We start from the raw sequence: 11,818 nt of genomic DNA, 5'->3' as shown, positions 1-11,818 counted from the left end.
GGAGCGAGACACAGGAAATACCACAGTTCATCGTTCTAATACGAGGGCTTGTTGCGGTTAGTATATGAATCCAAGCACTCTGACAGGGGCTTGATACGGGACACGAGTATAAGCAAGAGCTGTGTAAATTATAAGGCGATGAGGTCGACGCGCCTTCCTGTACAGAGTGTCACCCTACCCCATAGTCCAGAGTCCAAATAGTACGATCGACGTTGGCAGTCACACTTCTATTTTTTCGAATCTACAAGTTACCATCACAGGACTTTTTGCATCACCAGCAAAAATATCATCATCTGACTTTAATTTTATGGACCTCTCCAGTAGTCGAATGACTTTACTTACTTCTAGTTCATCTAATGTGGCAGAGCGAATAATAAGTTCCAGCGTTCCAGAGAAAAGTGGATTAGACGTTTTGTTTTCACCAAGACGTTGATAACCATACTTTCTCAAATAATACAGCGCTTCAGCCTCGCCAAATCTCACTAATTCGTCGATAGACCCCACATTCAACTCAATTTTAAGATCAATTTTTTCGTCGACGTTTATCTCTTCAAGAAATAATTCAGGCTTCTCTTCGAATTGTAGTTCCACGTCACCATCATTAGGTGAGATAGCTAGCAAACAGCGATAACCGAAGGTAACATCGTCTTTCATGTATACGACAGGAAAGAATGCGATGCCATCACAAACAAAAGATCTAGTTGTACCAACTAATAAAATATCACTAGGCATAGAATATGAGTAAATCAACTCGTTTGTATATTTATTCAGGCAGTAAATTTTAGCATCTCTTAAGTCAGCAGCAATAATATAATCACCACAGACCTGAAGATGATTTATTCCCCTAGAGTAAGTTGGCGGTTGAAATCTGCTTATATTTGAGTTGGAGACCAGACTTGTCACCTGTCCATCTTTTAGGTCAACGGTAATAAATCTATCATCAACAGCGTGAATGAGAACACCTTTATCAACCATAAGACAATCAAGCGTTGGATTAAATCCAAAGTCAAAATCAAGAGAAGTATGCCAGAATTCATCCCCACTAGTACTATTTAAAAAGAAAATATCTGAAGTTCTATCATTAATGGAAAAAACAAATAAAATCCCGTTATCACAATCAACACATCGATAATCTTCTATATCTGATGAAAATGAAAATTTTCGTTCCCACAGGAGCTCCATATCATAACTATAACAAGCCACAAGCCCTTTTCTTACAGTTAATATTTCACTTCTAAAGAAGTATAAAGCACCGTAAACTTCAATGAACTTTTCTTTAAGACTTTCATTGCACATTTTTATAATTCGACGACGAAACCTAGAATAGTATTCAACATATAAAACATAAGACTCAAACCTAATAACCTTAAGACTACTAAATGTATTCCCAGTTTTTTTTGCATGCTTAGATATTATTGCTAACACGTCAATAAGTGGGGCTAAATCCTTCTCACAGCTGTTAATCAAAGAAAAACTCTTCGAATCAACAAGAACGTTTTTACCAAGATTATCACTTTTAACTAAGTCGACATTATAAAAGCCTGAAAACGAGGATAGGGAAAAAATTAAACCATGGGCTCTAAATGTATTTCCAGACGATATATCTAACAGCTCCTTACCCGTATAGTCGGTTAAGGGATTTTCGACACATAGATCACCATATGTTAATTTCATTAGTTAACCTTAGCCGGCTGCAATATAAACATGCTATCTGAATTCCCAATAAACTTATCCACAAATTTTTCAAATAAATTATCGTTATAATGCGGATTAATACCTTTCATAACAGTTATGAACTCATCCTTAAAGGTTTCTCTTTCAACGACGCTACGTATTAAATCTTTAACCACTTTTGGCTCAACAATTTCTGTACCAGAATCAGCTGAAAAAAACCATTTCATCTCATTCCACTCTAGGTTACCAGATTCGATATCTATAAAATCTAAAAGCATCTGGCCGCCCTGCTCACTTTCCTCACCTGCAGCATTTTTTACTTTACCAAGGCTAATTTTGCTAGACAGACTGCGCTTGATCGTTGCAAGCGTCCACCCCTTAACCTCTTCTCTTACAAAGAAATCGACACTGCCATCGGCTTTCAATACAGCACAATAAATATCGTCAACTCGATTGCCTATCGGGCCTGCTACTATGCGCTTGTCTTCCAAACGAATTATGCGCCTACCATCATCCATCAACTCAAGAAAACGCAATATTTGGTGCGCTGAACCTTTAGCATCATCATACTCTGAGACAGCTCTATTGACTGTATCAAGCGCATAGCTTGGATCTAGACCGGAGAAGCACCTTGACCAAATCTTCTGACGCTTCAGGCGTTAATAAGCCATCGTCAATAGAACTTGAAAGACACCAGCCATCTCTAGATGAAAGCAAATAGTCACCTTCGAGTAAGATTGATTCAATAGCGCTAGCGCTAAAAAATGACTTGAGGCTTGTTAACGACCTCATTTCGGGATGATCTCGACAACGACCAGCTTTTCCGCATCCTTGATGAGCGTTCCTGCTAGATAATGACCCACCATAATGGCAGCCCACGTTCAGATACTTCTCTGTTTACTAAATGACAATGATTGGAAATCACCGCATAAGCACACAATTCGACAGTAAACACAGTGATAAGAAAGGGGAACGGTGGGTAAATCTAATCCCGAGCGGGAGCAGGTCATATAAGCATCCTTGCCTTTTGAAGAACTCAAACAGGCTGATTTAGTTCAGCCAGCAATAGGGGCTGTCACGCTACGCTGTAAACGCTGCATTCTTCGAGGTCGTCACAACCCCATATCAAACTTGCTCTTGGCTACTTCATCGTTGATCAGCACAGATGCTACCTCGCTGACTTCGGACTGCAGGTACGGCCAATATTCGGGGTTATCCAGCGTCCGTTCTTTTATCTTTTGCGGAACAAAGCGGCTCATTTCCATATTGAAATCGTTGCGCACTTCATCGTCATTCATCAATTTAGTCCGTTGAGTGGCAAGCGCTGATCGAAAGTCATGGGCTTGCTTGTTTCTGGCAACTAATTTCTTATCAACCAAGGCTTTTGACAACGCGATACCGCGCTGCTTTATCCAAACGATGTCCCAGATATCTCGGGGTTTTATCCTTCTTGCGCGATAGGCCAGCGCGATCATCTTGTCAGCCAGTATCTCTTGCAGCGATTGCACCGGAACTAAGAGGCCTTCTGTTGGCACGACTACATTGTAGTGATTCAGCAGAGGCTTTTTATCTACATCAAAGGATGGGACAGCACACACATCAATATGCATTTTTTGCCTGGGCAGATCCGGCCGGTTAGCTTCTTTGACGATACTGATCTTCCAGGATGCGGTATCGCCCTGCCTGTCTTCTGTCGGTTTGTTTACCCAGACATCGGTTTCGTATTTGTGCTGGATATATTGTTGGATCTCAGTTTCCAATCCATCAAAATCTGCCGGTCGAAAGTCGTGGCCACCATTAAAATCAAGATCTTCAGACAAACGGGCGCTGTTGTAGCACATACGCAATGAGGTACCACCAATGAAGGTAAGCTTTTGCATTGCGCCCTGTTTAATCAACACATCCATAATGTCGTGGTGCAGGATCTCTTTTTCTATCACAGGGGCAACAGCTGCATAATCAGGATTGGCTTGAACGATTTGGCGGATCTGCTCTTTCAGCATTTTAACTCTCCAGCATATGCAGGTTGCGCCGGCAGTGCTTTAGGTCTGCTACCGCTTGTTCGGTTGTCGCACGATACATTTGAATGTCGGGATCAAAATACAGATTGGGGGCAATCTGCTCGATTGGCTTTTTGGTGTGGGTAAACTCAATAACGCCGTAGGGTGTAGAAAAAACGCCACTTCGTCCTTTAGTCACCACAGTGACTCTGTCCATCACGACTTGTGAGATGTCACCGGTATAACTCAACTGACTTTCCAGACTGATGTAGTTAAGTACACCGCTGCGCATCTTTTTGATGATTTTATAGATCGCAGCATTGGGAGGTGGTGGCGTCAGCGTGCTTTCATACAAGCCTTTCACGACACGCCTAAGCTGACCCTTTTTAACCCTATCCGACAGAAATTTGATAAAGGCCGGATCGCAGGGCGCCTCCAGCATAAATGCCAACTCAGCAGCAGTATGAATACCGCCGCCCGCTTTGACGGCATTGGCTAACACACTCAGCAACTCGTCGGTCCTGGTCATTTAGGTCTACACAAAATAACTTTATATGTAACTTAGTGTAGACCTAATGCTTGCAGAGAGCAATTAGTGGTCTACATAACCAAACTAAATTAGTTATGTTTTGTTAACCAAGGCCCCACCTAAACAACCTGCGTTTGCGTGCTTAACTCGACTAGTTAAGAAAGAAATGAAAGCTAACACCCGGTTTAACAATGCCCTATCTTGGTCCGGATGGTACTCGACGCTATCAAATATGATGACTGAACGAGCGATATTGTGATTGCCCAAGGAATGTTGCCGTATGAACTGTATCGCATCCCGAAACAGTTTCTCGACAGCATGGAAAATCACCAAGCCTACTATGGGACGGCGAAGCTATTTCATCAGATATTGAGTCGAGTGGATGGTGTGTGTGTGCTGATACCGTATTGGTGTCCGGCAATCCAGTAACAACCGAACTCGATAAAGATTTTTGCAGAGCAGCGGACTCCGTTGCTCACAATCTAAATTCATTTTGAATTGATCACGACACTGAACCATCTGCCATCCCGTTAAAAGGGGCACAAATAGATTGATGAACTAAGGGATATATTGATTAAGAATTGGTGCCCGGGGCCGGACTTGAACCGGCACGCTCTTTCAAGCGAGGGATTTTAAATCCCTTGTGTCTACCAATTTCACCACCCGGGCGACACTGAGTTCCACGATTAAACTTGTTGTTCAATCTCATCGTTGGCGCCGTTTAATCACGGAAAACAACCAGCGAAGGGATAAATAATGGAGGCGGGTCCCGGAGTCGAACCGAGGTCCACGGATTTGCAATCCGCTGCATAGCCACTCTGCCAACCCGCCAGGGTCTTGCTTGTGAATACCAATCACTCTAGAGAGAAATTGGAGCGGCACACGAGGTTCGAACTCGTGACCTCGACCTTGGCAAGGTCGCGCTCTACCAGCTGAGCTAGTGCCGCATCACTCTGTTTTTGGGTGTTAGCCCTCAAACGTGGGCTGCATTCTACCTAACAATGAAAGTGAGTCAACAGCTGTTTGGTTTGATTGCCTATTTCTCGATCAGCTTTTGGTTCAACTGCTCATTTTTTAACTGAATCGATAGCGACTATCTGCTTCCATGCCACCTTGAGGTAAATCACCATAGACCAAAGAGTCAACGCAGTAGCGATATACAGCAACAGATAGGCAAGGTAGATAATAAAATCGTTAAAATGGGATATCAGGCCAATCAGCGCCAACATCTGTGCCGTTGTCTTCCACTTGCCGATATTGGCAACGGCCACTTCCGAACGCTTACCCGCTTCCGCCATCCATTCCCTTAATGCTGAGATCAGGATCTCACGGGAGATAATGATGATAGCAGGGATAGTGATCCAAAGTGTGTTGTAGAAATCCACCAGAATAATCAAAGCAGCGCAAACGGTCACCTTATCGGCGACGGGGTCTAGAAAAGCGCCAAAAGCAGTCTCCTGCCCAAGGCGACGAGCGAGATAACCGTCAAAATAGTCTGTCACTGCCGCTAGCCAGAAAAACACAGCCGCGGTGAACATCGCGTGCTCCCAAGGGAGGTAGTAACACACCAGAAAGACGGGGATAAGCGCGATACGGAAAACGGTTAGAATATTAGGAACAGTCAACATGTAAGAAGAAATACCTCATTAACGACCTGTTAGTTATATCCGAAAATGTTACAAATCACCACGCAATCTTACTAATGAAACTGGTCATAGATGGTTTGCGCCATCTTTAAGCTGATCCCTGGCACTTTAGCTAATTCATCAACCGATGCATTTTTGACCTGTTGCATACCGCCAAGATAACTAATCAGTGCTTGGCGACGGGAACTGCCTACCCCTGGAATATCTTCCAATGTTGAGCGTTTAGCATTTTTACGCCGGCGCTCTCTATGGCCTGTAATGGCAAAACGGTGCGCTTCATCCCTAACCTGCTGAATCAGCAAAAGCGCAGGGGAATCGACCGGCAAATTAAACGTCTCGTGGCTTTCCCCGATGATCAGTGTCTCTAAACCTGGTTTACGAGACTCACCTTTCGCGACACCAATCAGTAAAGGTTTTAGTGGCGCTTCACTCCAGTCGAGCTCAGCGAACACCTGCTCAGCAATACCTAGCTGACCTAAACCGCCGTCGATAAACAGCAGATCGGGGATCTTACTTTCAGCGCCTAACTGCTTAAAGCGCCGCTCTAGTGCTTGCTTCATTGCCGCATAATCGTCACCAGGGGTAATACCAGCGATGTTGTAACGGCGATATTCGCTCTTATTCGGCCCTTCCTGGTTAAACACGACACAGGATGCAACAGTCTGCTGACCCGAGGTGTGACTGATGTCGAAGCACTCCATCCGCTTTGGCAAGCTGTCTAGTGCCAGCGTTTCTGTCAATTGATGTAGACGTTGCTGAATTGATTTCTTATGGGCCAAACGGCTCTGCAGTGCAGTATCGGCATTCACTTGTGCCAGCTTTTGGAACCGTGCACGATCACCTCGTGGACTCTCCACCAACTTAACTTTTCGCTCAGTCAGCAAATACAGGTCATTCGCTAATTCATCTTTCTCTGCCAGCTTAAACGGCAACACGATAGTCGCAGGTACCTGTCCGCCCCGCCCTTCAGCACCATAAAACTGCGTTAACAGGGCCACTAGGAGCTCTTCAGCCTCCGTCGCTGAAGGCACTGTCGGGAACACGCTCTTGTTTCCGAGCAATTTGCCATCACGAATAAACTGCAGGTGGAGGCAACATTGGTTGCCGTTAATCGCCAGACCGATAACATCCATCGCATCTTTGCCAGCTTCGACACTATGCTGCACCTGGACCTGCCGCAAGGTGGTGATCCGGTCCCGCAGCTGGGCAGCCAGTTCAAAGTCTAACGCCATCGCAGCTTGGTCCATCTCCGAGACCATCTGCGAAATCACTTTTTCACTTTGCCCCTTAAGAAACAGCCGTGTTTTAGCCACTTGGTCTGCATACGCTTGCTCTGACACAAAACCATTCACACAAGGTGCGGTGCAGCGTCCCAACTGATGCTGTAAGCAAGGCCGCGACCGATTACGATAGGTGGAATCATCGCACTGACGAACCTGAAACAGCTTTTGCAGGAGATTCAATGACTCCCGCACGGCGCTACCACTTGGAAAGGGGCCAAAGTATTCGCCCGCGGCCTTCTTCGCGCCACGGTGGTAAGCCAAACGAGGGTGTTTATGACCGGAGATCAACAGGTAGGGATAACTCTTGTCATCACGAAGCAACACGTTATAACGCGGGCGAAACTTCTTAATTAGATTGTTTTCGAGGATCAGCGCTTCGGCTTCGGTGTGAGTAACCGTCACCGTAACATTGGCAATATTCGCAACCAATGCGCGGGTTTTTGTGGAATCTACATTAGTGCGGAAATAGCTTGAAAGGCGCTTCTTTAACGATTTCGCTTTGCCGACATAAATAACCTCATCTTTGTCGTTCAGCATCTGATATACGCCCGGTTGGTCTGTCACCGAGCGCAGAAACGCCTTCGCGTCAAAATCCATAATCAGAGTTTTTCGGCGTCCAACATTCCGTGGCGAATAGCCAGATGGGTAAGCTCAACATCACCATCGATCTCTAACTTCTTAAACAATCGATAACGATAGCTGTTCACTGTTTTGGGGCTGAGATTAAGCTGCTCTGAGATATACCCGACTTTCTCACCACGGGTGATCATCAGCATGATCTGCAACTCTCGCTCAGACAGTTCCTGAAAAGGGTTTTCATTGGAATGACTAAACTGACTTAACGCGATCTGCTGAGCGATCTCCGGAGAGATATAGCGCTGGCCGCTATTAACCAAGCGTATCGCATTCACCACTTCCTCAGGGGCTGCGCCTTTTGACAGATAGCCAGAAGCGCCTGCCTGCATCACCTTACTAGGAAAGGGGTTCTCGGTATGAACAGTCAATACAATGATCTTGCTGTCTGGAGAATGTCGAAGTATCTTTTTCGTCGCTTCCAGTCCACCAATACCCGGCATGTTCATATCCATCAGGATCACATCGGGATGATTTTCACGAGACCACTTCACTGCGGCCTCACCACTGTCAGCTTCACCAATGACTTGCATACCGCGCACATCTTCTAAAAGGCGACGAATACCTGTACGTACAAGTTCATGGTCATCAACGAGATAAACTCGGATCACGGATGGCACTCCAAAAAAAGAAAACGAGAAAACTGCGCCTCTAATCCGTTGGCAACACGGATATCCATTAACAAATCCGTGGCAACATCATAGCGAAATGCGGTGATAGAAATAAAGCCATTCGACGCTGAAACTTGCGCTATCACCAACGTCTGCCAAAAGATCACAGAGGTTTATAGCAGTGTTGTGAAGCTGATCAACTATCGCATCATATTGGTTCAAGCAAAAATTTGCTAATCGCAGAAAGCAAAAAGGCCGTCTAAATAGACGGCCTTTCCGTTGTTTGGCGGAGGAGGTGGGATTTGAACCCACGGTAGGGTATAAGCCTACGCCGGTTTTCAAGACCGGTCCATTCAACCACTCTGGCACCCCTCCGGAACGCGGCGAATAATACGGCGGATAATTACGCTTGTAAAGCCCCTATTTTAACTAACAATATCGTTTGCTCAATATCTAGCCAAGCGTGGCTATAAGTGCATCAATTTTTCCGACAATCACTTAAATACTTCCAATTTTTCCTAGCCAGCCGATAATAGCAGCATGGCTAGTTTCTCTATCATCATCAATGCAAGCCCTGTGAGCCACCAAGCTCACCATAGTGCTTTCCAGTTCGCGACGGCGGCTAGGAAGCAAGGCCACGACATTAAACAGTTATTCTTCTTTCAGGATGGCGTTAACACGGGCTCTGCCCTGCTCTCTCCTGCCGGCGATGAAACTAACTGGGCTCAGCGCTGGGCAAGTTTTGCAGAACAACAGATAGTGACAGGTAGCGGCGCACAGACGCAGTTAGTGCTCTGTGTCGCCTCTGCGCTGCGCCGGGGAGTAATAAATAAAGATGAAGCGGCTCAGATAGACTCCGCTCAGTTTAATCTGCATCCAGCCTTTCGGCTTGGCGGATTAGGGGAGTTGGTGACTCACTCTTTAGATGTTGATCGCGTCATCCATTTTAAATGAGTACTGTCCTGCAATGAAAAAGATAGCGATTCTCCTGCGCCAATCCCCGTTCACAGGCAACCAGCTACAAGAAACCATTGATATAGGTTTAGCTTACGCTGCTTTTGACCAATCCGTATCGTTAATCTTTACTGAGCAAGCGGTATTAGCCTGTTGTGAATCCACTGAGCCTGTGCGAGCTGGGTTTACCGACTTTCTTAAACAATTTGGTGCTTTTGAGCTGTATGAAATAGCGGAAACAGTGGTGTGCGCTGATGCGTTAGCGCTGCAAGGGCTAGCAGAGCATCAACTTAGAACTGGGGTGGAAAGTCGTTCAGCGGCTGAGATAGCGGCCCTACTCCCGACATTCGACATCGTGATAAGTATCTAAATGAAGCCACTGATTATTCTATCCGAGCCAACGCCGGCAGCGACAGCAACAAGCTTGCCAAGTGACAGCACCCTGTTGCTAAGAGCGGAGGCTTGCCTGATGCTACATCAGCCCGATCAATATGCTTGGTTAACGCAACATTCGGGCGAATGTTTGGTGTTAGCCGATGATGCGACGGCACGCGGCGTCAGACCGGGCTCACAAGATTTCCATTTGATCACCATGGATGAAATGGTTGATCTGACCTTAACCCATCAACCCGTGATCAGTTGGTAGACAAACCCATGTACGATTTTGATGGCAAACAGATTGCCACAGATAAACTCGGTTACCTTGAAAATATTGATGATTGGAGCGAATCATTAGCCGCCCTGATCGCCAGCAATGAAAATATTGAATTGACGCCAAGCCATTGGCAAGTCGTGCATTTTGTACGGGATTTCTATCTCGAATTCAACACCAGCCCGGCGATCCGTGTGCTGGTAAAAGCAATGGCTAAAAAATATGGCGAGGAGAAAGGAAACAGCCGCTATCTGTATAAGCTCTTCCCTAAAGGACCCGCAAAACAAGCCACCAAAATCGCTGGCTTACCAAAACCAGTAAAGTGTATCTAACACCAGTAGTAGGCAATAAAAAAGGAGCTAACTAGCTCCCTTTTTATCAGATTTCTAACTCATTCCTCAGCAAATGATGCTTACTCACCACGCTTCAGGATATGGGTTTTACCACCCATATAGTCGCGCAACACTTCTGGTATCTCAATTGAGCCATCTGCTTGCTGATAGTTCTCAAGCAGCGCCACCAACGTACGACCAACCGCTAACCCCGAACCATTGAGCGTGTGCAACAACTCCGGCTTCTTCGCACCTTTAGCACGGTAACGGGCTTGCATACGACGCGCCTGGAAATCGAACATATTACTGCAAGAAGAGATCTCACGATAAGTGCCCTGAGTTGGGATCCATACTTCAAGATCATAAGTCTTACAGGCACCAAAGCCCATATCGCCAGTACACAACAGCATTGTCCGGTAGGGTAAGTTCAACAGCTGCAGTACTTTCTCGGCATGCAGCGTCAGTTCGTCAAGCGCGGCAAAAGAATCTTCCGGTTTTACCAAGTGTACAAGTTCAACTTTATCGAACTGATGCTGACGAATTAAACCGCGCACGTCGCGGCCATAGGAGCCCGCTTCAGAGCGAAAGCACGGTGTATGTGCAACCATTCGGACAGGCAGATCCGCTTCGTCTGTAATGGTATCACGAGCCAAATTTGTCAGTGGTACCTCAGCCGTCGGGATCAACGACATGCCAACACCCTCTTCCGTCGCCGGTTGCGTGTTGAATAGATCTTCACCAAATTTAGGTAGTTGGCCAGTGCCGCGCAGAGAATCGGCATTAACCAAGTAGGGAACATACATCTCTTGATAGCCATGCTGCTGCGTGTGCAGATCCAACATAAATTGCGCCAACGCTCGATGCAGGCGTGCCATCTCGCCACGCATCACCACAAAACGAGAGCCAGACAGCTTCACTGCGGCTTCAAAATCCATACTCTTGCCGAAGTCACCTAGATCCACATGATCTTTAGGTTCAAAATCGAATTGACGCGGCTCACCCCAGCGGCGTACTTCCTGGTTTTCCTCTTCATCCTTACCTTCTGGCACTGACGTATCAGGCAGGTTAGGAATGCCTTGGCTCTGAACTTTAATCTCTTCGAGCAACTCACTAAGCTCGGCTTTGGCTTTATCCAGCTCTTCACCTAACGAGCCAACTTCCGCTAGCAATGGGGCGATATCTTCGCCGCGCGCCTTGGCCTGACCAATGGATTTGGAACGAGTATTACGCTCATTCTGTAGCTGCTCTGTTTTCACCTGCAACGACTTGCGCTGCTCTTCCAGTGCCTTAAAGCGTTCTACATCCAGCACATAACCACGGGTGGCTAATCGCGCTGCCGTCTCATCGATCTCGTTGCGAAGAAATTTAGCGTCCAGCATGTTGCTTTAAACTCGTTAGTTGAAATTCATTTCAAGCAGATCGTACCCAATGTACAACCTGCCAAATTAGTTGGCAGCCAAGTGTACCAGAGGCACAGGCGAAACCAAGCTTGCTAACCAGACAG

Annotated in this window: 14 protein-coding genes and 4 tRNA genes; 5 read left to right on the top strand and 13 right to left on the bottom strand. The window is 46.1% G+C overall.

What is annotated here, in order from left to right:
* Nucleotides 1-219 precede the first annotated feature (219 nt).
* The 4 genes from EZV61_RS18450 to abiEi form a co-directional block, all read right to left on the bottom strand.
* On the bottom strand, nt 220-1,674 hold the full coding sequence (locus tag EZV61_RS18450; protein ID WP_131417474.1) for a PQQ-binding-like beta-propeller repeat protein: 1,455 nt from the start codon (nt 1,672-1,674) through the stop codon (nt 220-222).
* The gene (locus tag EZV61_RS18445) at nt 1,674-2,165 is read right to left on the bottom strand and encodes a hypothetical protein (protein ID WP_131417472.1); all 492 of its coding nucleotides are present in this window, start codon (nt 2,163-2,165) and stop codon (nt 1,674-1,676) included. Before EZV61_RS18445 ends, EZV61_RS18450 begins: the two co-directional genes overlap by 1 nt.
* Nucleotides 2,166-2,786: 621 nt before the next feature.
* Nucleotides 2,787-3,677 (bottom strand): nucleotidyl transferase AbiEii/AbiGii toxin family protein, encoded by an 891-nt coding sequence (locus EZV61_RS18440; protein WP_131417470.1) that lies wholly within the window; start codon nt 3,675-3,677, stop codon nt 2,787-2,789.
* Nucleotide 3,678: 1 nt separating this feature from the next.
* Nucleotides 3,679-4,203 carry a type IV toxin-antitoxin system AbiEi family antitoxin gene (gene abiEi / locus EZV61_RS18435; protein WP_131417468.1) on the bottom strand — a complete coding sequence of 175 codons (525 nt, stop codon included), beginning with the start codon at nt 4,201-4,203 and terminating at the stop codon, nt 3,679-3,681.
* A gap of 255 nt (nt 4,204-4,458) precedes the next feature.
* Between abiEi and EZV61_RS19505 the strand changes: the two genes are divergently transcribed.
* Entirely contained in the window at nt 4,459-4,632 is a 174-nt protein-coding gene (locus EZV61_RS19505) for a hypothetical protein (RefSeq protein ID WP_165569662.1), read from the top strand.
* Between the two features lie 153 nt (nt 4,633-4,785).
* On the opposite strand, the gene EZV61_RS18430 is transcribed toward EZV61_RS19505, so the two are convergent.
* The 8 genes from EZV61_RS18430 to EZV61_RS18400 all read right to left on the bottom strand — a co-directional run bounded on the left by EZV61_RS18430 (nt 4,786) and on the right by EZV61_RS18400 (nt 8,751).
* Nucleotides 4,786-4,872: transfer RNA gene (locus EZV61_RS18430), tRNA-Leu, on the bottom strand.
* An 88-nt stretch (nt 4,873-4,960) separates the two neighbouring features.
* Nucleotides 4,961-5,034, bottom strand: a tRNA-Cys gene (locus tag EZV61_RS18425).
* Between the two features lie 40 nt (nt 5,035-5,074).
* Nucleotides 5,075-5,150, bottom strand: a tRNA-Gly gene (locus EZV61_RS18420).
* A gap of 120 nt (nt 5,151-5,270) precedes the next feature.
* Nucleotides 5,271-5,831 (bottom strand): CDP-diacylglycerol--glycerol-3-phosphate 3-phosphatidyltransferase, encoded by a 561-nt coding sequence (gene pgsA / locus EZV61_RS18415; protein ID WP_114336348.1) that lies wholly within the window; start codon nt 5,829-5,831, stop codon nt 5,271-5,273.
* 71 nt (nt 5,832-5,902) lie between these two features.
* Nucleotides 5,903-7,729, bottom strand: coding sequence for an excinuclease ABC subunit UvrC (gene uvrC, locus EZV61_RS18410; RefSeq protein ID WP_131417466.1), 1,827 nt, complete (start codon nt 7,727-7,729; stop codon nt 5,903-5,905).
* Between the two features lie 2 nt (nt 7,730-7,731).
* Nucleotides 7,732-8,376, bottom strand: coding sequence for a UvrY/SirA/GacA family response regulator transcription factor (uvrY, locus tag EZV61_RS18405; protein ID WP_114336346.1), 645 nt, complete (start codon nt 8,374-8,376; stop codon nt 7,732-7,734).
* Nucleotides 8,373-8,522 carry a hypothetical protein gene (locus EZV61_RS19500; protein ID WP_165419251.1) on the bottom strand — a complete coding sequence of 50 codons (150 nt, stop codon included), beginning with the start codon at nt 8,520-8,522 and terminating at the stop codon, nt 8,373-8,375. Before EZV61_RS19500 ends, uvrY begins: the two co-directional genes overlap by 4 nt.
* A gap of 138 nt (nt 8,523-8,660) precedes the next feature.
* A tRNA-Ser gene (locus EZV61_RS18400) sits at nt 8,661-8,751 on the bottom strand.
* Nucleotides 8,752-8,916: 165 nt separating this feature from the next.
* Between EZV61_RS18400 and tusD the strand changes: the two genes are divergently transcribed.
* Genes tusD through tusE form a run of 4 tightly spaced genes read left to right on the top strand, consistent with a single transcriptional unit; the run spans nt 8,917 to nt 10,314 of the window.
* Complete coding sequence (tusD, locus tag EZV61_RS18395; protein ID WP_131417464.1) at nt 8,917-9,330, top strand: sulfurtransferase complex subunit TusD; 414 nt, start codon at nt 8,917-8,919, stop codon at nt 9,328-9,330.
* 13 nt (nt 9,331-9,343) lie between these two features.
* Nucleotides 9,344-9,700 (top strand): DsrE family protein, encoded by a 357-nt coding sequence (locus EZV61_RS18390; RefSeq protein WP_165419252.1) that lies wholly within the window; start codon nt 9,344-9,346, stop codon nt 9,698-9,700.
* Nucleotides 9,701-9,976, top strand: a complete 276-nt coding sequence (locus tag EZV61_RS18385) for a DsrH/TusB family sulfur metabolism protein (RefSeq protein WP_131417460.1) — start codon at nt 9,701-9,703, stop codon at nt 9,974-9,976.
* Between the two features lie 8 nt (nt 9,977-9,984).
* On the top strand, nt 9,985-10,314 hold the full coding sequence (tusE, locus tag EZV61_RS18380) for a sulfurtransferase TusE (RefSeq protein WP_114336342.1): 330 nt from the start codon (nt 9,985-9,987) through the stop codon (nt 10,312-10,314).
* Nucleotides 10,315-10,394: 80 nt separating this feature from the next.
* Here tusE and serS read toward each other — a convergent pair whose 3' ends face one another.
* Nucleotides 10,395-11,693 carry a serine--tRNA ligase gene (serS, locus tag EZV61_RS18375; protein ID WP_131417458.1) on the bottom strand — a complete coding sequence of 433 codons (1,299 nt, stop codon included), beginning with the start codon at nt 11,691-11,693 and terminating at the stop codon, nt 10,395-10,397.
* Between the last annotated feature and the right edge of the window lie 125 nt (nt 11,694-11,818).

The sequence above is a fragment of the Corallincola luteus genome (genome assembly GCF_004336975.1).
In the GTDB taxonomy this organism is placed as follows: domain Bacteria; phylum Pseudomonadota; class Gammaproteobacteria; order Enterobacterales; family Neiellaceae; genus Corallincola; species Corallincola holothuriorum.
Note: the sequence above shows the minus strand (reverse complement) of the source record. Positions and strands in the feature narration are given on the sequence as shown.